Below are 20,266 nucleotides of genomic sequence, written 5' to 3'. Positions count from 1 at the left end.
GCCTTCCATCGATCCTGGCGGTAGCACCCGCACCCGAAAGATTCGGAAGGGTTGCTGCGACGTCAACGAGCCAGGTCTCTCGGTCGCTCTGGATGGTTGAAGCGAACACTAGCCGTCTTCCCGCACGGCGTCAACACAGGGTATTCCCCTGTAACACAGGGGAAATGGTGCCGGACGAACGCAAGAATCACCGTGCGCAGAAGTGCTGACATCCGCCGGGGAATGCGGTTGGATCGGAGCATCGCCGCCGTCGCGCGACCCGGCTGCCCGGCCGCCGTGGGCCCTTGTAACGTCGCCCCGGTGACACCACTCGAAGTCATCGCGATCCTGGTAGCCGGTGTGGGCGCCGGCGCGATCAACGCCATCGTCGGCAGCGGCACGCTCATCACCTTCCCCACCCTGGTCGCCTTCGGGTTCCCCCCGGTGACGGCGACGATGTCGAACGCGATCGGCCTGGTGGCCGGCGGCGTGTCCGGCACGTGGGGATACCGACGCGAGCTGGCCGGGCAGGGACCGCGGCTGCGATGGCAGATCCCGGCGTCGCTGTCCGGTGCGATTCTCGGCTCGTGGTTGCTGCTGCATCTACCCGAGACGGTGTTCGAACTCGTCGTTCCGGTGCTGCTGATCCTCGCCCTGCTCCTGGTGGTGTTGCAGCCGAAGATCCAGGCGTGGGCCAAACAGCGGGGCAGCCACGAGGCGGGCCTGAGCGCGACGCGCCTCGGCCTGCTGACTGCAGGCACGTTCGCCGTGGGCGTGTACGGCGGATACTTCACCGCCGCGCAGGGCATCCTCCTGATGGGCGTGATGGGCGCGATCCTGCCCGAGAGCCTGCAGCGGATGAACGGCGCGAAGAACCTGTTGTCGCTGATCGTCAACGTCGTGGCCGCGACCGCGTACACGCTCGTGGCCTTCGACCGGATCAGCTGGGCGGCCGCCGGCCTCATCGCGGTCGGCTCGCTGCTCGGCGGCGTGCTCGGCGCCCGCTACGGTCGCCGGCTGTCGCCGACCGCGCTGCGGGGAACCATCGTCGTCGTCGGCCTCATCGGACTGTTCCGGCTGCTCGCATAGTCGCGCACGCCCCCTCCCGCTCCCTCATACTGGGTCGGTGAGCAACGAAGTAGAGCACCCGGGCTGGACGTATCTGATGGACATGGACGGCGTCCTCGTCCACGAAGAGCACCTGGTTCCCGGAGCCGATCTGTTCCTGGCCGAACTCCGCGAATCCGGCACCCCCTTCATCGTCCTGACCAACAATTCGATCCGGACGCCACGCGATCTCCGCGCCCGACTGCTCCGCACCGGCCTGGACATTCCCGAGGAATCGATCTGGACCTCAGCGCTGGCCACCGCGACGTTCCTCGCAAACCAGCGTCCGGGCGGCAGCGCGTACGTCGTGGGCGAATCGGGGCTCACCACCGCACTGCACGACATCGGGTACGTCCTCACCGAGAACGATCCCGACTACGTGGTTCTCGGCGAAACGCGCACCTACTCGTTCGAGGCCATCACCACCGCAATTCGTCTGGTGGAGAGGGGCGCCCGCTTCATCGCCACCAACCCCGACCCCACCGGACCCTCACGGGAGGGTTCGCTTCCGGCCACAGGATCCGTTGCGGCACTGATCAGCAGAGCAACCGGACGCGACCCGTACTACGTGGGCAAGCCGAACGCGCTGATGATGCGCTCGGCACTGCGGGCCATCGGCGCGCACTCCGCGAACACGCTGATGATCGGCGACCGCATGGACACCGACATCGTCTGCGGCCTCGAGGCCGGGTTGCAGACCATCCTCGTCCTCACCGGCATCTCGACGCGCGATTCGGTGGAACTGTTCCCCTACCGCCCCACCGCGGTACTCAAATCCGTCGCCGATCTCGTCGGCCGCACGTCGGATCCCTTTGCGGCTTCGCCGCCCGTGAGTACTTCTTAACCGCCGGACGTTTAACAAGTACTCACGAGCGGCGGCAGCCGGTGATGCCCCGGATCGACGCCGCCTCGGATGTCCCGAAGGTGATCCGGTTTCCGTCGTCGCTGGACAACGTGACGTCGTGGTGTCCGGGCCGATCGACGTGAACGTGAAGTCGGCTCATTCCGGCGTCGGCCGCGATCTCGCGTGCCGCGGCCAGCACGGCCGGCCATTCGGCGTCGCCGATGGGGATGTCGGACAGCCACGCCTGCGTGGTGACGGAGAGCCCGTCCGTGTACGCATAGGGTCCCGGGCATCCCCCGCCCAGGCTGCGTTCCCGGTGCCACCGCCAGTGCGTGCCCGGGGCAATCGCCGCGGCGGCCGCGCCGATCCGCACGACCGCGTCGGTGACCTGCCGCTCCGTGGCGGCGAGCGAGGGCCGGACGCTCAGGCTCTCGGCCGCCGCCGCGATCTCGTCGTCGCCGAAGTTGTACGGGTTGTCGGTCATGCCACCACATCCGCTCGTCAGGATCGCCGCGCCGATCACGGCGACCGTCTTCGCTGTCCATTCGCCCCGGACCGTCACCGGACCGCCAGGTCCGGCAGGCCCGCCACGATCACGGCCATGTTGTACCCGGACGTCCGCATGGTGCCGTTGCCACCGGACCGCGGATATTCGCTGTGCCCGTTGGCGTCTTCCCGCCGCACTCCGTCGGCGGTCGTCGCCTCACGCACCGACAGTTGTTCGAGGTCGGTCTGCACGGGATCGGGTCCGAGCCGGCCGAACCCGTCGACCATGCTGATCGGGTCGTCGTACGCGCGCATCACGAATCCGTGGCCTCGAGCCAGCCCGAGGTCCGATTCGTCGTCGGCGTGGAACCCGGGCGAGCCGTAGAACACGGCGTCGTCGACGGGTTGTCCCGGGCCCGGATCCTGCAAAGCCAGGCCCTGGGTGTACGAACCGTACGAATGACCGAGGGCGGTGATGTGCGGATCGGGCTTCTGCGAGGCGACGTCGAGGCCCTCGTAGAAGGAGGCGAGTTTCGGGGCGCCCGCGGTCGCGCGGTCGGACTGCCAGGAGTCGAGGAGCCATCCGCGGCCGAGATTCTGGTCGAGGAACGGCACGTCGTGATTGCCCGGACCGGTGGTGGTCGGCGGCTGATACCCCAGCCACGCGATCGTCGACACCGTGTCGCTCGTGCGGCCGGCCAGGTCCAACTGCCGTTCGGTCTCGGCCTTCAGTGCCTGCGCCTCGTCGGTCATCCCGCGCAGCGAGGCCACCGTCGTGTCGATGCCCGGGGTGGTGACCGAGATGTGATCGGCGGTGTCCGGGTCGCCCAGCGCGAACGCGGCCATCGTCCGTTCGCCCGACTGCAGGTCGAGGAGCATCAGCCGCCCGTCCGGGTGATCGCGCACGAGCCGCTCGAGGTCGTCCAGATCCCGCAACTTCTGCTCGGCGTACCACAGCGCCGCATCGTCGTCGGTGAGTGCTCCGCCGAACATGTTGTGGGCCAGCCTGTCCCGCAACCAGTCGCGCTCAGCCTCCCAGCGCGACCGCTCGTCGTCGAACCGGCTCACGTTCGCCTCGTGCCGTACCGCCGAGGGGATGCCGTCGCGGTTGCCGACCCACTCGGGATGCTGGCCGATCACTTCGCGGCGCTGGGCTGCCGGCAGGGCGTCCCAGTACGCACGGTTGTCCAGCGGGGAGCCGTCCGGCGGTGGTGCCGGGGCGGACAGTCCGGGACCAGCCGGGCCCGCCTCACCGGGACCGAGTTCGCCGTCCGCGGCCCGCGTCAGGACAGCGGCGGCATCGGCGACGAGGTCCTCCGCCTGGAGTATCAGCGCCCGGGCGGCGGCGCGGACTTCTTCACGCAGCGCGTCCCCCGAGCCGTCGACGGGCGATCCGGCGACGTCCCCGTTGTCGAACAGAACCATCCCGTGGGCGGCCGCCGTATCTCGGAGGCCGTCGAGTTCGGTCTTCAGGTGCCTGACCGCGTCGGCCAACTCACGGGACAACCGCTCGACGACGGTGATCGCTGCCGCCTCGCCGGTCAGGTCATCCGCGGCGATCCGGAACCGCCGACGTGCGGCGTCGGCGGCGTCGTCCTGCCACGTCGGCAACCGGCCGATGTCGGCGAGACGATCCTGTACGAAGCCGATCGTGGCCAGTCGCTCGGACAGCGACCGTTGCACGGCCTGCAGCACACCGACGTCCCACCGGGCAATGTCACTCAGATTCACGATCCCCCCCAGGATGCATAATGCCCGTACCCTAACGGATCGATCGCATCCGCGGGAGCCCGATCTCGTCTCGACCGACACGAAGGATCGAAAATGAGCGGTTCCACCCACGTCGACACGGCTGAACTGCGCGCAGCGGCCGGTCAGCTCGACGCCCTGTTCGACGAGGCGTCCTCCCAGTTGTGCGCCGCCGAAGCCGCCGTCACCGATTCCGGCGCGGCGTGGCCGGAGGCGGCCGGTACCGCGTTCGGCCTGTTCGCATCGTCGCTGGAGAGCCGACGGGAATCGTTGCAGCGCACACTCGCCGAGATGTCGACGACTCTCGTCGAGTGTGCGCACCGCTACGACGGACAGGACGGGGCCACCACGACGCGCCTCGACGCGCTCACGCCGACCACGAGCCTCGACCTCTAGGCGCTTCGCGCCCGTGCGCCTTTCTGGTTGCGGGAACAACCAGAAAGGCGCACGAGCGCCGGAGGCGCCTACGCCAGCGCCTGCTCCAGGTCCGTCAGCAGGTCGGCGGTGTCTTCGAGGCCCACGGAGAGTCGGACGACGCCGTCGGTGATGCCCACTGCTGCACGACCTTCCGGGCCCATCGCCCGGTGGGTGGTGGTGGCGGGGTGGGTGATGAGCGACTTGGAATCGCCGAGGTTGTTCGAGATGTTGACCAGGCGCAGCGCGTCGAGGAGTTCGAAGGCCCGCTTCTTCGCTTCGCCCTCGGACGCGTTGAGCGCGAAGGTGACGACGGTGCCGCCGCCGCTCATCTGCCGCTTGGCGAGTTCGTGCTGGGGGTGCGATTCGAGGTACGGGTACTTGACCCAGTCGACAGCGGAGTGACTCTCGAGGAACTGCGCGATCTCCAGTGCGGAGCCGACGGAGTGCCGCACCCGGATGGGCATCGTCTCGAGTCCCTTGAGGAGCGTCCACGCGTTGAACGGGCTGAGCGCAGGCCCGGTGTGGCGCATGAGGTTCTGGACGGGACCCTCGATGTAGTCTTTCGGCCCGAGGATCGCCCCGCCGAGCACGCGGCCCTGGCCGTCGATGTGCTTGGTGCCGGAGTAGACGACGATGTCGGCACCCAACTCCAGGCTGTGCTGCAGCAGTGGGGTCGCGAACACGTTGTCCAGCACGACCTTTGCGCCGGCGGCGTGCGCGAGTTCCGCCACGCGGGGTACGTCGACGAGCGTCTGCATCGGGTTGGACGGCGTCTCGAAGAACACCGCGGCGGTCGGCTCGGACAGCGCCTTTTCCCACTGGTCGAGGTCTTCGCCGTCGACGAACACCGTCTCCACACCCCAGCGGGGCAGGATCTCGTTGCACACCACGAAGCAGGAGCCGAACAGGCTGCGTGCCGCGACCAGCCGGTCGCCCGCCTTCAGCAGCGCGCCGAGTGCGGTGAACACGGCCGACATTCCGCTGGCGGTGCCGAAGCATGCTTCCGCGCCTTCGATCAGGCGCAGCCGCTCCTCGAACATCTTCACGGTGGGGTTGCCGTACCGGGAGTAGACGAAGTGGTCGATGTCGCCGGTGAACGACGCCTCGGCCGCTCCCGCGCTCTCGAACACGAAACCGGAGTTCAGGAAGATCGCTTCGGACGTTTCCTCGAAGCCGGAACGCAGGGTTCCTCCGCGCACGCTGATCGTGCCCTGGCCGATGTCGTCCGGCAGCGCCTTCTGAAACGCGCCGCCTTGGGGAATTGCACTCACCACTGCCTCCACGGCAGGCCCAGCGCCCGCCAGCCGACCGCCCCACGATGACCTTCGGCGTCCAGGCCGCCTTCGAAACCGTCGAGCACGTTGTACGACGGGCCGATGCCCGCCGCTGTCGCGGCTTCCGCCGCACCGATGGACCGCTGGCCGGAACGACACAGGAAGATCACCGGGGCGTCGTCGCCGCCCGCGATCCCGGCCTCCTTCAGCTGGTCCACGAAGTTGTCGTTACGAGTGCCCGTCGGGTAGCTGACCCATTCGATCAAAATGGTCTTCCGCCCGAGTGAGGACGTGTCGGGGACTCCGACGTATTTCCACTCGGCGTCCGTCCGCACGTCCACCAGCACCGCGTCGGGATTCTCGCGGAGCAGCTCCCAGGCATGCTCCGGCGTTATGTCGCCTGCGTAACTCACCATGTCAGCTTTTCACAACCTTGTTCGGTGCGCCCTTCCGGGCAACGGTCAGTCGCAAACGACCCATTTGTCGCCGTCCCGCGTCAATTGCCATGTATCCGTCGTCTCGCCCTTGCCGTCGTCGGCGCTGACCCGGACCTCCGCCCGGGCCCGGTCGCCGTTGACCTCGGACGACTCGACCGCCTTCAGTGCGACCTCGCCTTCCCGGTCCCGGAGCACCGACCGGTCGTCGGACCAGGTGGAACAGACCAGCGTCTTCTGCAGATCGGCGTCGTCGTGGTTGTGAGCCTGGATGAAGTCGGCCACCGTGCGGTTGATGCGGTCGGCCTCCGTGACGTTCTCGTCGGCGGGCGAGAGCAGGCTGGACACGACGATGGCGACCAGGATGACGACGATGATGGTGACGGCGGCGATGAACGGCACCGCCGTGATGCGCCGGGGATCCACCGGATCTTCCGCGCCTCCCGCGTCGCGCTGAGGCGATTCGCTCGAACCGGACATGACTTCCCTTCGATCTCGGCGTGGGCACGAGTGTATAGAGCAGCCCCTACAAATCGTGTTTGTGACCCCCCAACACGAAGGCGACTACCCTCTACAGGCGTGAGTCCCGAGAATGGGCCCTGCCCTGTCTGCTGCACCTCGGCCACCCGATTAGGCTGGGCTTAATTTAAGCTGAGGTTTCGTTGTCCGCCCATCAGAAGGTAGTTCGCTCCAGATGACTGATCAGACACGTCCGTTGCGCGTTGCGATCGTGGGTGCCGGTCCCGCCGGTATCTACGCAGCCGACGCTCTTATGAAATCCGATGCCGCGTCTGACGGCGGGATCAGCATCGACCTCTTCGAGCGGATGCCTGCCCCCTTCGGTCTGATCCGATACGGCGTCGCCCCTGACCACCCACGCATCAAGGGCATCATCACCGCCCTGCACAAGGTGCTCGACAAGCCGTCGGTGCGCCTGCTGGGCAACATCGACTACGGCAGCGACATCACCCTCGAAGACCTGCACAACTTCTACGACGCGGTGATCTTCTCCACCGGCGCCAACGCCGACCGCGCCCTCAACATCCCCGGCATCGAACTGGACGGCAGCTACGGCGCCGCCGACTTCGTCTCCTGGTACGACGGCCATCCCGACGTCCCGCGCAGCTGGCCGCTCGAGGCCGAGAAGGTCGCCGTCCTCGGTGTCGGCAACGTCGCCCTCGACATCGCCCGCGTCCTCGCCAAGACCGGCGACGAGCTGCTGCCGACGGAGATCCCCGCCAACGTCTACGAGGGACTCAAGGCCAACAAGGCCGTCGAGGTCCACGTGTTCGGGCGCCGCGGTCCCGCGCAGGCCAAGTTCACGCCCCTCGAACTGCGTGAGCTCGACCACTCGCCGACCATCGAGGTCATCGTCGATCCCGAGGACATCGATTACGACGAGGGCTCCGAGCAGGCGCGCCGCAACTCCAAGCAGGTCGACATGGTCGCCAACACCCTGCAGGACTGGGCCATCCGCGACGTGGGCAACCGCCCGCACAAGTTGTTCCTGCACTTCTTCGAATCGCCCACCGAGGTGCTCGGCGAGGACGGCAAGGTCGTCGGTCTGCGCACCGAGCGCACCCAGCTCGACGGCACCGGCAACGTCAAGGGCACCGGCAAGTTCAACGACTGGGACGTCCAGGCCGTGTACCGCGCGGTGGGCTACCTGTCGCAGAACATCGCCAAGCTTCCGTTCGACGAGCAGGCCGGCACCGTCCCCAACGAGGCGGGACGCGTCATCTCCGACGACACCGCCGAGGGCAACGACCGGTTCATGCCGGCCACCTACGTGACCGGTTGGATCAAGCGCGGCCCGGTCGGCCTGATCGGCCACACCAAGGGTGACGCCAACGAGACCGTCGCAAACCTGCTCGAGGACCGGCCCCGCTTCGCCGAGCCCGCCAACCCGAGCGAGGACGCGATCATCGACTTCCTCGAGGGCAAGCAGGTTCCGTACACCACGTGGCAGGGCTGGTACCGCCTCGACGCGCACGAGCGCAGCCTCGGCGAGCCCGAGGGCCGTGAGCGGATCAAGGTCGTCGAACGCGAAGACATGCTCAAGGCCAGCGAGCCCGACAAGGCCTGATCCTCCGAGTCGCGAAGGGAACCTCCCGCGGGGAGGTTCCCTTCCGTCGTCTCGGACCAGGTACGCCGACAGCGCTTCCTTGGTGCCGAAGTGGCAGCCGATAGCCGCCGGACTCACCTGGACAAGGCAGGATATAAGTCGTGTTTGACGCCCACGTTCACATCATCGATCCCCGGTTCCCGGTGGTCGAGAACCACGGCTACCTGCCGGAACCCTTCACCATCGCCGACTACCGGGCACGCACGGAAGGCTTCGGGGTGGACGGCGGCGCTGTCGTCACGGCCTCGTATCAGGGCACCGATCAGAACTATCTGAAGGCGGCGCTCAACGAGCTCGGTCCCAGCTGGGTGGGTGTCACTCAGCTGGAGCCCGACGCCACCGACGACAGCATCCTCGAACTCGACCGCGCCGGGGTCCGGGCCGTCCGGTTCAACCTTCGGCGCAGCGCGACCGACGTCAAACTCCTCACCAAGCAGGCCCTGCGGGCGTACGAGCTGGCCGGCTGGCACGCCGAGTTCTACGTGGACGCCACCCTGCTGCTGTCGCTCGAGCCGGTGTTCGCCAAGCTGCCCGCCGTGTGCATCGACCACCTCGGGATGTCGACCCGGGGCCTGCCCTACCTGCTCGACCTGGTCGACCGGGGCGTCCGGGTGAAGGCCACCGGGTTCGGGCGGACCACCATCGAGAATGTCGGCGACGTGCTGCGCAAAATCCACGCCGTCAATCCGGCGGCACTGATGTTCGGCACCGACCTACCGGGCAGCCGTTCCCGAAGAGTGTTCCAGGACAGCGACATCGACATCGTCGCGGATGCGGTGGGTGACGACTTCGACGCCGTCATGGGCGGCAACGCACGCGCGTGGTATCGCTGCGACACGCCTGCGGGACCCTGTTAGTACCCCGCAGTCCGGTCAGCAGCCTTCCATCTGCGCGGAGTTCATCGACGCCATCTCGACCACCGGCGGTGTCTGCGGCTGCGACGCCAGCCAATTGTTGTAGTTGTTCATCTGGCCGCAGTCCAGCTGCTGCCGGCGTTCCTGCCGCCGCTCGCGCTGCCGGTCGTCCATGTCGTCGCCGTTCCGGTCGACGGCGATGGCACCGGTGGACGATCCGTTGGCCTGCCGCTCGAGACCCCTGACGCCGTCGGCGGTCATGATCCAGCCGAGCGTGTAGTCGGCCCCGTCGTGGTTGGTGGTGGCGCGGAACAGTCCTTCCTCCGCTGCGGCGGGCTTCGCCGTGAACGCCTTGTCAGGCATGCCCGGCGCGCTGACCTGCCCTGTTACGGTGCCGTCGCTCATCGACGCGGTGAGTGTCGCTCCGTCCGGCGACGACAGCGTCGCCTTGTCGCCGTCCATGGTGCCGGTCATCCACTTCCACATCTGGTCGCCGTCGCACAGGAACGCGACCATGTCGTTCCCCGACCTGGCCAGCGCGACGTATGCGTCGGTTCCGTCGACCGTACCGACGTAGGTCGGCTCCATCTGCGGGGCCATCACGAAGGGTGACGGAATCTTGTCCATCATGTTCGACGCCGGCGCCGCCGCGCCGCCGCTCGTACTCGCAGCGCTCGTCGTACTCGCGGCGCTGGTCGCGCTCGTCGCCGCCGAGTCGGACGAGTCGTTGCCGCAGCCGCTCAGAGAGAGGGCCACGACAGCGACGGGCGCCAGGATCCAGGTCGTCTTCTTGTTCACGGCGTATTCCTCCGCTAGCCGGGAAGATCAACATCCGCATTTCATCATCGCAGGTGGAGGGCGCTTCTGGATACCCCTCGGCGACGATTTCGAGCTACCTACGTCGCGACCACGGCGGCCAGCCACACCCCGGACGCGATCAACGCCCCCAGCAGTTCGATGAGCATCGACAGCCCGACGGCCTTGCAGGCGTGCCACGTCGACGCCCACGCCCGGTCGTGTGCACGCAACCGATAGATCTCGGCCACATACGTTCCCGCGATGAAACCGAGGAACAACCCGACCACGGGAACGACGAAGAACCCCACGATCCCGAGCAGTCCGCCGGCGATCAGCGACGTGCCGGGCACCCCCGCGGTACGCATCCGCTTTCCCGGCCAGGTGTATTTGACGACACCGCTGACGACGAGGAAGACAGTGGCCACCGCGAACACCGCCCACGCGGTCGCCCCACCGGTCATGATGGCCCACAACAGAATTGCGGCGAAGATGAGGATCGTGCCGGGCAGGATCGGGATGACGATTCCGACGAGCCCGACGACGATGACCAGGCCGACGAGGACTTCTGCGCCCGGACTCACGCGATCGGCGTGACGCGGGACGCCGCATCCCGCGCGCGGCTCCGCGCGGTCTCCACGTCCGGTCCGGTGGATACGGCGACGCCCATCCGCCTGCGCACGAAGCTCTCCGGTTTGCCGAACAGCCGCAGGTCCGTCTCGGGGACCGCCATCGCCTCGGCGACGCCCTCGAAGCCGATACCGGCGGCGTCGACGCCGCCGTAGATCACCGCGGACGCACCGGGCGTCGTGAGCGTGGTGTCGACCGGCAGGCCGAGGATGGCACGGGCGTGCAACTCGAACTCCGAGAGTCGTTGTGTCCGAAGGGTGACCAATCCGGTGTCGTGGGGGCGCGGGCTGACTTCGGAGAAGTACACGTCGTCGCCCTTGACGAACAATTCGACACCGAAGATCCCGCGGCCGCCGAGCGCCGATGTCACCTTCTCGGCCACCTCCCGCGACCGGGCGAGCGCCGTGTCGCTCATCGGCTGCGGCTGCCACGACTCCACGTAATCACCGGAATCCTGCAGATGCCCGATGGGTTCGCAGAAGAAGGTGCCCACCTCGCCATCGGCCCCGATCGCCCGGACGGTGAGTTGCGTGATCTCGTAGTCGAAGTCGACGAAGCCCTCCACGATGACACGGCCGTGATTGATGCGGCCGCCCGCGAGCGCGTAATCCCAGGCCTTGCCGACGTCGTCGGCACCACGCACCGTCGACTGGCCCTTGCCGGACGACGACATCACCGGCTTGACCACGCACGGAAAGCCGATGCGTTCGGTGGCCGCCCGCACCTCCTCGAGCGACTCGGCGAACTCGTACGGCGACGTCGGCAGTCCCAGCTCCTCCGCCGCGAGGCGCCTGATGCCCTCGCGATTCATGGTCAGCTGCGTCGCCCGCGCAGTGGGAATGACCACCGCGATACCGCGTTCCTCGACCGTCGCCAGCGCATCGGTCGCGATGGCCTCGATCTCGGGGACCACGAAATGCGGCCGCTCCGCCTCGACGAGACGCAGAAGCGCATCCGGGTCGCTCATGTCGATCGTGTGCGCCCGATGCGCCACCTGATGGCCCGGCGCGTTGTCGTAGCGGTCGACTGCGATGACCTCGACCCCCAGCCGTTGCAGGGCGATGATCACTTCTTTGCCCAGCTCACCCGATCCGAGCAGCATGACGCGGGTCGCGCCTGCCGTCAGAGGAGTGCCGAACCGTCCGGGTGCCTGTTCACGCATGGTCACAACTATATGCGGGCGCGGCGCTCACTTCAGCAGCCGCGACATCCGGCGGTCGGCGAGCACCTTGCCTCCGGTCTGGCACGTCGCGCAGTACTGAAAGGACTTCTCCGCGAACGACACTTCCCGCACTGTGTCGCCGCACACCGGGCATGGCAGACCGGTCCGGGCGTGGACCCGCATCCCGGATCGCTTCTCCCCCTTCAGCCGTGCGGCGTCCTGGCCGAGCGATCGTTGGACGGCATCCGTCAGCACGGAGCGCATCGCGTCGTACAGCACGTGCACCTGGTCTTCGGCCAGGGTGCGGGACGTGGCGAACGGCGAAATCTTTGCGGTGTGCAGGATTTCGTCGGAGTAGGCGTTACCCACGCCCGCGAGCAGCGACTGGTCGACGAGCGCATTCTTGATCCGCGCCGACGTGGTGGACAGCAGCGCGGCGAATTCGGGTTCGGTGACGGCGAGGGCGTCGGGTCCGAGCCGGGCTATCCCCTCCACCTCTTGCGGGTCGTGCACCACCCACACCGCGAGCCGTTTCTTCGTGCCTGCCTCGGTCAGGTCGAACGCCGGAGTCGCGCCCTCCGGGGTGAAGAAGTGCACTCGCAGAGCCAGCGGGCCCTTCCCGGGTTTCGGCGGCGCCGCGGACGGGTTGTCGGTCCAGCGCAACCAGCCCCCACGCGACAGGTGGGTGACGAGCCACAACCCGGAACAGTCGAGCGCGAGGTGCTTGCCGAACCGGGCCGCACCGGTCACGTCGCGACCCTGCAGCGCCGTGATCGGGGGGTCGAAGGTCTTCAGGACACTCAGCGCCGCCACGTCCACACGGCCGACGACCGCTCCCACGGCATGTTCACGCAGGAACTCGGCTAACGCCTCCACCTCGGGCAGCTCGGGCATGTTCCCAGGCTAACGGCATGTGAGCGGGAAAGTGCGCTCCTCCACACTTTCCGCTCACCTGCGGAGGAGGTAGGTGTCCATGATCCAGCCCTTGCGTTCGCGCAGTTCGGCACGCACCCGCTGGATCTCGTCTTCGACGTCGCGCAAGCGGCCGGAGATCAGCACCTCGTCGGGTGTGCCGAGGTAGGCGCCCCACCAGATCTGGACGTCGTCACCGGGGACCTGGGTGAACGTGCAGTGGGCGTCGAGCATGACCACGGCGTTGTCGACGCCGTCCGGCAGTCCCTCGGCCAGTCGCCTGCCGGTCGTGACGTGCACGGGTTCGCCGATCCGGTTGAGCACGATCCGGTGCTGCGCGGCCAGCGACTGCACGCTGGTGACACCCGGGATCACCGAGTAGTCGAACGACACGTTGCCACGGGCGAGCACCCGCTCGACGATCCGCAGCGTGCTGTCGTACAGCGACGGGTCGCCCCACACGAGGATCGCCCCGACCCCCGGCTCGGACGCGAACTCGGCCTCGAACAACGCCGCCCGGCGCTCGTGCCAGTCGTCCACCACGCCCTCGTAGTCGGACGGCGTGCGGTCGCGGGGCGGATCGAGGATCTCCACCACCCGCCGCGGGCCGGGGACGTGCTCGTCGAGGATGGTCGTGCGGAGATCGACGAGGTCCTGCTTCTCGTCGCCCTTGCCGATGACGAAGAACACATCGGCCTTGTTCATCGCCTTGATCGCCTGCACCGTCACCTGGTCGGGGTCGCCGGCGCCGATGCCGATCACGAAGAGTTCACGCATGGGCGCAGGCTATCGCCCGTGCGCCTTTCCGGTTGTTCCAGCTACCAAAAAGGCGCACGGGCGCGAAGCGCCTATGCTCGTACCGTGACATCTGTGCCGACCCCGTACGAAGACCTGCTCCGACTCGTCATGGACACGGGCACCCCGAAGGCCGACCGCACCGGGACCGGCACGAAGAGCGTCTTCGGTCACCAGATGCGCTGGAACCTCGCGGACGGGTTTCCGCTGATCACCACGAAGAAGGTGCACCTCAAGTCCATCGTCTACGAACTGCTGTGGTTCCTGCGCGGTGACTCCAACGTCAAGTGGCTCCAGGACAACGGCGTCACGATCTGGGACGAGTGGGCGGACGCGGACGGCGAGCTGGGCCCCGTCTACGGCGTGCAGTGGCGCAGCTGGCCGACCCCGTCGGGCGAGCACATCGACCAGATCAGTCAGACGATCGAGACGCTGAAGTCGAACCCGGACTCACGTCGCATCATCGTGTCGGCGTGGAATGTGAGTGACATTCCGCAGATGGCGCTGGCGCCGTGCCACGCGTTCTTCCAGTTCTATGTCGCGGACGGCAAGCTGTCGTGCCAGCTGTACCAGCGCAGCGCCGACCTGTTCCTGGGGGTGCCGTTCAACGTCGCGAGCTACGCGCTTCTCACCCACATGGTGGCGCAGCAGACCGGGCTGGAACCGGGCGACTTCATCTGGACCGGCGGTGACTGCCACATCTACGACAACCACGTCGACCAGGTCACCGAGCAGCTGAGCCGGGAACCGTTGCCATATCCCTCGTTGAAGCTGAACAAGCGGGACTCGATCTTCGACTACACGTTCGACGACGTGGAGATCGTCGACTACCGACATCATCCCGCCATCAAGGCGCCGGTGGCCGTCTAGTGGCTCCCCGGCAGGTCACGCTGGTGTGGGCGCAGGGTGTCGACGGCGTCATCGGGCGCGACAACGCCATCCCGTGGCACGTCCCCGAGGACATGGCGTACTTCAAGCGGGTCACGGACGGACACCCGGTGCTCATGGGCCGCCGGACGTGGGATTCACTGCCCCCACGGTTCCGCCCCCTGCCCGGGCGCCGCAACATCGTGATCAGCCGTCAGGCCGGCTGGGCCGAGGCGGGGGCCGAATACGCCGACGGGATCGAATCCGCGCTCGCACTCACCGACGAGGACGTGTGCGTCATCGGCGGCGCCCAGATCTACACGGCGGCAATGCCGTTCGCGACGAGGCTGTCGGTCAGCGAGATCGACGTCGCGGTCGAGGGCGACGCGTGGGCACCAACGATCGACGACTCCTGGCGTGCGGAGGACACCGGCGAGTGGCTCACGTCCACGAAGAACGGCACGCGGTACCGGTGGATCACCTACACGCGGGCCTGAGATCGGGAGCATTCGCCTCCGGGGGACGTCACCGTTCGCCCCTTCGCCACCGCACCGTTACCCCATTCGACGGGTGACGACGCGCGCAGTGGTTCATACTTCCCTCATGGACAAGAAGTCACTGACCGCCCTTGCCCGTCAGCAGCTGAAGTTGGCAGGCGGGACGTCCAGCGGCCGCAGTTCGCAGACCGTGTACGGCGGCCATCGGCGCAGCCTCCGACAGACCGTCGTCGCCCTGGCCGCGGGTCAGAAGATGGCCGAGCACGAGAGCCCGGGCGAGGCCACCCTCTTCATTCTGAGCGGCAAGTTGAACCTCGTGTCCGGCGAGGATTCGTGGAAGGGCTCCACCGGCGACCTGCTGGTCCTGCCGACCGATCGGCACAGCGTCGAGGCGATCGAGGACGTCGCGTTCCTGCTCACCGTCGCCATGTGACGACCGGTTCGCGGACGCCGCGAGCCGTCCACCGCTCGCCGGTATCGTCGACACCGGCACGCACAGCAGTGGAGACGCAGGAGAACAGATGACCGAATCTCAACCCGTGCTCGAGGTGTCCGTCGCGGCGGCCCCGTCGGTGGTGTGGCCGGCCCTGCGCGACCCGGAGTTGCTCAGGCGCTGGCACGGCTGGGACTACGACGGCCTGGCCGACGAGATCCGTCAGATCTACTTCGGCAACGTCACCGAGGACGCCGCCCACTTCGTGCTCGCCCTCGACAAGGGCGATCGGTTCAGTCTGCACGAGCACGAGGGCACCACCTTGGTGCGGATAACCCGGCCACCGCGCACCGGGGACCCAGCCGTGGACGACTGGTACGACGACGTCACCGAGGGCTGGACCACATTCCTGCAGTCCCTCAAGTTCGGCATCGAGCGGCACGGACTCGCCGAGCGTCGCACACTGTTCCTGGAAGGTCCGGTCGCGGAGGGCGATTCGGCGCGGCACCTGCTCGGGCTCGACCGGCTGGAGGGCATGAGGGTCGGCGACCACTTCAGCGAGGTCTGCCAGACGGGCGACCTGCTCCGCGGCGTGGTGTGTTCCGTCAGCGAACACCAGACCGCGGTGAGCGTGGACGACCTCGGCCCGGGACTGCTGCAATTCGGCGAGCAGCCGGTCAACTCTGCCCGGCCGAACGGCGGAGCGCAGATCCTGCTGACCGTGTACGGCCTGGACGACGAGGAGTGGGCCGAACTCGAGGAGCGCTGGACGCAGTGGTGGCAGGCCCGGCCGGGAGCCGAACCTGCCACCTGACGTTCTCGAACGGGTCAGGCGAGCACGGTGCCGAGCGTGGGCCACCAGATGGTGCTCTTGACGATGTTCGTCCCCACCTGGTGGTTCAGCGAGCCGTATACGGCTGCCACGACCAGTCCGCTGCCGAGTCCGGCGACCGGCGCCGTGGAGACGACCGTGGGAACCGCGACATTGTTCTGGTCCAGCTTCACGATGCCGCTGGCACCGGTGGCGAAGCTGTAATAGACGACGTCGAGTTCGGCGCCCGTCTGGTCGTTCGCGATGACGCCCGGTCCGCCGAAGAATCCGAAACGGAATTGGTTGCTCATGTTGGTCGCGACGCCGGCCCCGTACAGCTGTCCGAGGACGGGCCCACCCTGCCCGGTGTCGGAGTACGCCGGGACCTGGAAGATCTGCCCCGGCAGGGCGATGTTCGTCGCGGCCGTATCGGTCGGTGACGCGGCGAGCCGCTCGAGGGCCGCCTCTGCCTCGGGGTTGCCGGCGGCCACGGTCCGCAGCTTCGCGATCGCGGTCGCCGGGTCGACGGCGGGCGCCGAATCGGCGGGCTGAGCCGACACGACACCGGTGAACATCATCGTCGCTGCCACTGCTGCGGTCAGACCTGCCGCGACCCGTCGTCCGAAGTGCCGTCGATTCATTCTTCTTCTCCCTCGTCAGGTGAATGGGTAAGCATTAGTTCGACTGAGTAAACACTCGAGCCCTTATCGACGCCGCGGTTCGAGGCGTTACGCCCCCTGCGGACCTATGCTGCAGGCATGGGATCGGACGGTGGGCGCGGGGCGAGGTTCAGCGAATTCCGGGAGGGGCTCGCCGATGTGGTGCCCACCCGCCGCAGTCTGCAGCGCCTGTTCGAGGCCGTCCTCGTGGTCGGATCCGGACTCGAGTTGGATTCCACCCTGCAGCGCATCGTCAACTCGGCCACATCCCTGCTCGACGCCCGCTACGGAGCCCTCGGTGTCCATGCGCCCGACGGGGGCCTGTCCGAGTTCGTCTACGAGGGCATCACACCGGACGAGCGTGCGCACATGGGACACCTGCCCGAGGGCCGCGGCCTGCTGGGACTGCTGATCCACAACCCCCGGCCGGTGCGCCTCGCCAACCTGGCCGATCATCCGGGGTCAATCGGCTTCCCTCCCAATCATCCGCCGATGAAGAGTTTCCTCGGTATGCCGATCATGATGCGGGACAAAGTGTTCGGAAGCATCTACCTCACCGAGAAACTCAGCGGACCCGAGTTCACCGACGAGGACGAGGTGATCCTGCGTGCGCTCGCGACGTCCGCCGGCGTGGCGGTGGAGAACGCCCGCCTGTTCGAGGAATCACGGACCCGGGAGCGGTGGCTGACGGCCGTCGCATCGATCACCTCCCGGCTGATGGTCGGCGGTTCGCTCGACGAGACACTGCACACGCTCGCCGAACAGGTGCGCGAACTGTCCAGCGGTGAAAATGTTTCCATCGTCGTCACGCTCGGCGAGGGCGCGGTGGTGGGCGCTGACATGACATCGCGGCCGCTGCGCAACGAATTCCGGCGAGCCACCCGAATCGCGCCTCTCGCCGAGGTCTTGCACTCCCGCACTCCCGCCCTGCTGACCGGCCTCGACGGTCTCGCACCGTTCTCGGCCGACGCGGGCCGTGCGGCGGTGCTGCCGCTGTCGACGGCATCGGGAGTGGGCGGGGCCCTGGTCGTCACGGCGCGCGGCAACGCCCCGTGGGATCCCGACGAGGTCGCCCGCCTCGAGTCGGTCGCCGACCTGGCTGCCGTCGCGGTGGAATTCTCCGATCAGCAGAGCAAGCAGCGTCTGCTGTCGGTGCTCGCCGATCGTGACCGAATCGCCCGCGACCTGCACGACAACGTCATTCAGCGACTGTTCGCGACCGGTATGAGCCTGCAGAGCACACACGCGGTCGGGGACGTCCCGGACGGCGTGCGCTCCATCGTGGCCACCGCGGTCGAGCAACTCGATCGCACGGTCCGTGAGATCCGCACCACCATCTTCGATCTGCATGCCACCGGAGTCGCGTCGGCGACCAGCCTGCGCCGCCGCCTCCTCGACGTCATCGGCGACCTCACCTCCCAGTCCCCGATCGTGCCCAACGTCCAATTCTCCGGCGCCATCGACACTCTCGTGCCCGCCCGCATCCACCCGCACGCGGAAGCCGTACTGCGGGAGGCCCTGAGCAACGCGCTGCGGCACGCGCGGGCCACCACCATCGACATCTCGGTGGCCGCCGACGACGACCTCACGGTGACGGTCGCGGACGACGGCATCGGGATCGCCGACGGCGCCCGGCGCAGCGGACTGGACAACCTCGACCGGCGCGCCGAGCAGTGCGGCGGCACCTGCACCGTCGACGCGGTCGATGTCGGAACCGTGGTGAGCTGGCGGGTCCCGTTGACGTGACGGCGAATTCAGCGCTGGTTGCGTAGTTCGGTGGCCAGCACCGCCGCCTGGGTGCGTCGTTGCATCCCGAGCTTGGACAACAGGCGGGACACGTAGTTCTTGATCGTCTTCTCGGCGAGGAAGAGTCGCTCGGCGATCTCCCTGTTGGTGAGTCCCTCACCGATCAGGTCGAACACCGCGCGTTCCTGCTCGGACAGTTCGGCCAGCGGGTCGTCCCTGCGCGCGGACCTGATCCGGTTCATCAGCGCCGACGTGGCCCTGCTGTCGAGCAGAGACCCGCCCTCCCCCACGGTCCGCACGGCTGCCACCAAATCGGTGCCGAGGATCTGTTTGAGGACGAATCCGGATGCGCCGGCCATGATGGCGTCGAACAGCGCTTCGTCGTCGGAATACGACGTGAGCATCAGGCACCGCAGGTCGGGCAGGGCGGCGCGCAGGTCACGGCACAGCTCGACGCCGTTGCCGTCGGGCAACCGGACGTCGAGGACGGCGACGTCGGCGCCGCTGCCCGGGATCCGCGCCATTGCCTCGCCCACCGACGCGGCTTCCCCGACCACCTCGAGGTCGGGCACGCTGCCGAGTAGATCGACCAGGCCTCGTCGCACGATCTCGTGGTCGTCGACCAGGAACACCCGCGTGGTCATGTTGTGCACCTCCACCGTCTCTCCTCGAACCGTACCGCGCCCGGCGAAGGGTAGCGGCCCCCCAGGGACCTCTCCCCATGCATTCGGGACCTTCGACCCCAGCGCAGCCGGCGCGACGCGCGAAATGCTGGGCGTGCGGGGGATCACCCGGACACCACAACCGGAGGTCACGATGAACAGCTGGTCGCTCAGTGACATCGAGGTGGTTTCCCGCGCCATCGTCTCGGCTCCGTCGGTCCACGACACGCAGCCGTGGGATCTGCGCCTCGACGGCACGCACGCGGAGATCACCGAACGCCGCGGGTTCACGGACATCCCCCGCGCCGACCGCGTGATCTCTTGCGGCGCGGGTGTCGCGAACGTGGAGCTCGCGTTGCGGGCGCTCGGCAGGCAGATCGAGACGGATCTGCTGCCCGATCCGCGTCGGCCCGAGCTCGTCGCGACTGTGCGGGCAGTGGGCGCGACGTCCCCGTCGAGCACCGATCTGAGGCTCTTCTCCGCCATGGCCCGCCGTCGCAGTCATCGGGAGGCGTTCGCCGACATCCCCGTTCCGGCGGCCACCGTCGCCGACATCGTCTCCGCGGCGGAGATGACGGGAGTCCGCGCTCGGCTGCTCGCCGCGGACGAGGCGAGCGCGCTCGCCGACATGCTCCTCTACTCGGCGGACCTCGTGCGGCACGACCTCCGCTACCAGCGCGACCTCTTTCCGTGGACGTCGCACTGGCTTCCGCACGGTGGTCACGAGTCGGTCGACACCATACATACCGTGGTCACCCGCGGCGTCCCCGATTCGGCGCGCCTCGCCGCGGCCATCGACGGCGAGACCGTCCTCGTGTTCGCTTCGGAGACGCAGGAGTCGATCGACCTGGTCCGCACCGGAATCGCCGTCGAGCGGGCGTGGCTGACGGCGGTCGACGCCCGGCTCGGCGCGTCCATCCTCTCCCACCCGCTGCGCGTCGGCGACTCGGCGCAGCGGCTCGCGCGGCGACTGAACCTGCCCGGCCATCCACAACTGATCCTGCGAATCGGATACTGACAGAACAGAA

Annotated in this window: 23 protein-coding genes and 1 riboswitch; of the genes, 11 read left to right on the top strand and 12 right to left on the bottom strand. The window is 67.9% G+C overall.

Annotation, left to right across the window (positions count from 1 at the left end; all coding sequences use genetic code 11):
- Window positions 1-2: 2 nt before the first annotated feature.
- Window positions 3-99, bottom strand: a riboswitch (SAM riboswitch).
- Window positions 100-300: 201 nt separating this feature from the next.
- Window positions 301-1,068, top strand: coding sequence for a sulfite exporter TauE/SafE family protein (locus H0B43_RS25485; protein WP_185725402.1), 768 nt, complete (start codon window positions 301-303; stop codon window positions 1,066-1,068).
- Between the two features lie 76 nt (window positions 1,069-1,144).
- Window positions 1,145-1,930, top strand: a complete 786-nt coding sequence (locus tag H0B43_RS25480; protein ID WP_185729798.1) for an HAD-IIA family hydrolase — start codon at window positions 1,145-1,147, stop codon at window positions 1,928-1,930.
- 22 nt (window positions 1,931-1,952) lie between these two features.
- Here H0B43_RS25480 and H0B43_RS25475 read toward each other — a convergent pair whose 3' ends face one another.
- A complete protein-coding gene (locus H0B43_RS25475) occupies window positions 1,953-2,414 on the bottom strand; it encodes an LppA family lipoprotein (RefSeq protein ID WP_213015244.1) in 462 nt (153 codons plus the stop codon).
- Window positions 2,415-2,488: 74 nt separating this feature from the next.
- Window positions 2,489-4,147 carry an alpha/beta hydrolase gene (locus H0B43_RS25470; RefSeq protein ID WP_185725404.1) on the bottom strand — a complete coding sequence of 553 codons (1,659 nt, stop codon included), beginning with the start codon at window positions 4,145-4,147 and terminating at the stop codon, window positions 2,489-2,491.
- A gap of 93 nt (window positions 4,148-4,240) precedes the next feature.
- Between H0B43_RS25470 and H0B43_RS25465 the strand changes: the two genes are divergently transcribed.
- Window positions 4,241-4,561 (top strand): type VII secretion target, encoded by a 321-nt coding sequence (locus H0B43_RS25465; RefSeq protein ID WP_185725405.1) that lies wholly within the window; start codon window positions 4,241-4,243, stop codon window positions 4,559-4,561.
- A gap of 68 nt (window positions 4,562-4,629) precedes the next feature.
- Here the strand turns inward: H0B43_RS25465 and H0B43_RS25460 are convergent, their stop codons facing one another.
- The 3 genes from H0B43_RS25460 to H0B43_RS25450 are packed head-to-tail and all read right to left on the bottom strand — an operon-like array spanning window position 4,630 to window position 6,770.
- On the bottom strand, window positions 4,630-5,853 hold the full coding sequence (locus H0B43_RS25460; RefSeq protein ID WP_185725406.1) for an O-succinylhomoserine sulfhydrylase: 1,224 nt from the start codon (window positions 5,851-5,853) through the stop codon (window positions 4,630-4,632).
- Complete coding sequence (locus H0B43_RS25455; protein ID WP_185729799.1) at window positions 5,850-6,269, bottom strand: rhodanese-like domain-containing protein; 420 nt, start codon at window positions 6,267-6,269, stop codon at window positions 5,850-5,852. The genes H0B43_RS25460 and H0B43_RS25455 overlap by 4 nt, the downstream gene beginning before the upstream one ends.
- A 48-nt stretch (window positions 6,270-6,317) precedes the next feature.
- A complete protein-coding gene (locus tag H0B43_RS25450) occupies window positions 6,318-6,770 on the bottom strand; it encodes a hypothetical protein (protein WP_185725407.1) in 453 nt (150 codons plus the stop codon).
- A 214-nt stretch (window positions 6,771-6,984) separates the two neighbouring features.
- On the opposite strand from H0B43_RS25450, the gene H0B43_RS25445 reads away from it, so the two are divergent.
- On the top strand, window positions 6,985-8,376 hold the full coding sequence (locus tag H0B43_RS25445; protein ID WP_185725408.1) for an FAD-dependent oxidoreductase: 1,392 nt from the start codon (window positions 6,985-6,987) through the stop codon (window positions 8,374-8,376).
- Between the two features lie 140 nt (window positions 8,377-8,516).
- A complete protein-coding gene (locus tag H0B43_RS25440) occupies window positions 8,517-9,272 on the top strand; it encodes an amidohydrolase (RefSeq protein ID WP_185725409.1) in 756 nt (251 codons plus the stop codon).
- Window positions 9,273-9,287: 15 nt separating this feature from the next.
- On the opposite strand, the gene H0B43_RS25435 is transcribed toward H0B43_RS25440, so the two are convergent.
- The 5 genes from H0B43_RS25435 to cobF form a co-directional block, all read right to left on the bottom strand.
- Window positions 9,288-10,067, bottom strand: a complete 780-nt coding sequence (locus H0B43_RS25435) for a hypothetical protein (protein ID WP_185725410.1) — start codon at window positions 10,065-10,067, stop codon at window positions 9,288-9,290.
- 98 nt (window positions 10,068-10,165) lie between these two features.
- Entirely contained in the window at window positions 10,166-10,648 is a 483-nt protein-coding gene (locus H0B43_RS25430; RefSeq protein WP_185725411.1) for a DUF456 domain-containing protein, read from the bottom strand.
- Entirely contained in the window at window positions 10,645-11,856 is a 1,212-nt protein-coding gene (gene purT / locus H0B43_RS25425; protein ID WP_185725412.1) for a formate-dependent phosphoribosylglycinamide formyltransferase, read from the bottom strand. Before purT ends, H0B43_RS25430 begins: the two co-directional genes overlap by 4 nt.
- A 27-nt stretch (window positions 11,857-11,883) precedes the next feature.
- Window positions 11,884-12,750, bottom strand: a complete 867-nt coding sequence (locus H0B43_RS25420; protein WP_185725413.1) for an Fpg/Nei family DNA glycosylase — start codon at window positions 12,748-12,750, stop codon at window positions 11,884-11,886.
- 54 nt (window positions 12,751-12,804) lie between these two features.
- On the bottom strand, window positions 12,805-13,545 hold the full coding sequence (cobF, locus tag H0B43_RS25415; protein ID WP_185725414.1) for a precorrin-6A synthase (deacetylating): 741 nt from the start codon (window positions 13,543-13,545) through the stop codon (window positions 12,805-12,807).
- 84 nt (window positions 13,546-13,629) lie between these two features.
- On the opposite strand from cobF, the gene H0B43_RS25410 reads away from it, so the two are divergent.
- From H0B43_RS25410 to H0B43_RS25395, 4 genes are all read left to right on the top strand, one after another.
- The gene (locus H0B43_RS25410; protein WP_312033665.1) at window positions 13,630-14,433 is read left to right on the top strand and encodes a thymidylate synthase; all 804 of its coding nucleotides are present in this window, start codon (window positions 13,630-13,632) and stop codon (window positions 14,431-14,433) included.
- A complete protein-coding gene (locus tag H0B43_RS25405; RefSeq protein ID WP_185725415.1) occupies window positions 14,433-14,927 on the top strand; it encodes a dihydrofolate reductase in 495 nt (164 codons plus the stop codon). The genes H0B43_RS25410 and H0B43_RS25405 overlap by 1 nt, the downstream gene beginning before the upstream one ends.
- Window positions 14,928-15,033: 106 nt before the next feature.
- Window positions 15,034-15,360, top strand: a complete 327-nt coding sequence (locus H0B43_RS25400; protein WP_185725416.1) for a cupin domain-containing protein — start codon at window positions 15,034-15,036, stop codon at window positions 15,358-15,360.
- 88 nt (window positions 15,361-15,448) lie between these two features.
- The gene (locus tag H0B43_RS25395) at window positions 15,449-16,174 is read left to right on the top strand and encodes an SRPBCC domain-containing protein (RefSeq protein WP_185725417.1); all 726 of its coding nucleotides are present in this window, start codon (window positions 15,449-15,451) and stop codon (window positions 16,172-16,174) included.
- A gap of 14 nt (window positions 16,175-16,188) precedes the next feature.
- Here H0B43_RS25395 and H0B43_RS25390 read toward each other — a convergent pair whose 3' ends face one another.
- Complete coding sequence (locus H0B43_RS25390) at window positions 16,189-16,812, bottom strand: Tat pathway signal protein (protein WP_185725418.1); 624 nt, start codon at window positions 16,810-16,812, stop codon at window positions 16,189-16,191.
- 117 nt (window positions 16,813-16,929) lie between these two features.
- Between H0B43_RS25390 and H0B43_RS25385 the strand changes: the two genes are divergently transcribed.
- On the top strand, window positions 16,930-18,576 hold the full coding sequence (locus tag H0B43_RS25385) for a GAF domain-containing sensor histidine kinase (protein ID WP_185725419.1): 1,647 nt from the start codon (window positions 16,930-16,932) through the stop codon (window positions 18,574-18,576).
- Between the two features lie 8 nt (window positions 18,577-18,584).
- Here the strand turns inward: H0B43_RS25385 and H0B43_RS25380 are convergent, their stop codons facing one another.
- On the bottom strand, window positions 18,585-19,220 hold the full coding sequence (locus H0B43_RS25380; protein ID WP_185725420.1) for a response regulator transcription factor: 636 nt from the start codon (window positions 19,218-19,220) through the stop codon (window positions 18,585-18,587).
- A gap of 172 nt (window positions 19,221-19,392) precedes the next feature.
- On the opposite strand from H0B43_RS25380, the gene H0B43_RS25375 reads away from it, so the two are divergent.
- Complete coding sequence (locus tag H0B43_RS25375; protein ID WP_185725421.1) at window positions 19,393-20,256, top strand: nitroreductase family protein; 864 nt, start codon at window positions 19,393-19,395, stop codon at window positions 20,254-20,256.
- The last annotated feature ends 10 nt before the right edge of the window (window positions 20,257-20,266 follow it).

This window comes from Rhodococcus sp. 4CII, from assembly GCF_014256275.1.
In the GTDB taxonomy this organism is placed as follows: domain Bacteria; phylum Actinomycetota; class Actinomycetes; order Mycobacteriales; family Mycobacteriaceae; genus Rhodococcus_F; species Rhodococcus_F wratislaviensis_A.
Note: the sequence above shows the minus strand (reverse complement) of the source record. Positions and strands in the feature narration are given on the sequence as shown.

Bases quoted from the DNA above. Each gene is read 5' to 3' on its own strand.
- H0B43_RS25420 (WP_185725413.1), bottom strand. From the start codon at position 12,750: ATGCCCGAGCTGCCCGAGGTGGAGGCGTTAGCCGAGTTCCTGCGTGAA.
- cobF (WP_185725414.1), bottom strand. From the start codon at position 13,545: ATGCGTGAACTCTTCGTGATCGGCATCGGCGCCGGCGACCCCGACCAG.
- H0B43_RS25380 (WP_185725420.1), bottom strand. From the start codon at position 19,220: ATGACCACGCGGGTGTTCCTGGTCGACGACCACGAGATCGTGCGACGA.
- H0B43_RS25400 (WP_185725416.1), top strand. From the start codon at position 15,034: ATGGACAAGAAGTCACTGACCGCCCTTGCCCGTCAGCAGCTGAAGTTG.
- H0B43_RS25385 (WP_185725419.1), top strand. From the start codon at position 16,930: ATGGGATCGGACGGTGGGCGCGGGGCGAGGTTCAGCGAATTCCGGGAG.
- H0B43_RS25450 (WP_185725407.1), bottom strand. From the start codon at position 6,770: ATGTCCGGTTCGAGCGAATCGCCTCAGCGCGACGCGGGAGGCGCGGAA.
- H0B43_RS25445 (WP_185725408.1), top strand. From the start codon at position 6,985: ATGACTGATCAGACACGTCCGTTGCGCGTTGCGATCGTGGGTGCCGGT.
- purT (WP_185725412.1), bottom strand. From the start codon at position 11,856: ATGCGTGAACAGGCACCCGGACGGTTCGGCACTCCTCTGACGGCAGGC.
- H0B43_RS25390 (WP_185725418.1), bottom strand. From the start codon at position 16,812: ATGAATCGACGGCACTTCGGACGACGGGTCGCGGCAGGTCTGACCGCA.
- H0B43_RS25375 (WP_185725421.1), top strand. From the start codon at position 19,393: ATGAACAGCTGGTCGCTCAGTGACATCGAGGTGGTTTCCCGCGCCATC.
- H0B43_RS25395 (WP_185725417.1), top strand. From the start codon at position 15,449: ATGACCGAATCTCAACCCGTGCTCGAGGTGTCCGTCGCGGCGGCCCCG.
- H0B43_RS25475 (WP_213015244.1), bottom strand. From the start codon at position 2,414: ATGACCGACAACCCGTACAACTTCGGCGACGACGAGATCGCGGCGGCG.
- H0B43_RS25465 (WP_185725405.1), top strand. From the start codon at position 4,241: ATGAGCGGTTCCACCCACGTCGACACGGCTGAACTGCGCGCAGCGGCC.
- H0B43_RS25480 (WP_185729798.1), top strand. From the start codon at position 1,145: ATGGACATGGACGGCGTCCTCGTCCACGAAGAGCACCTGGTTCCCGGA.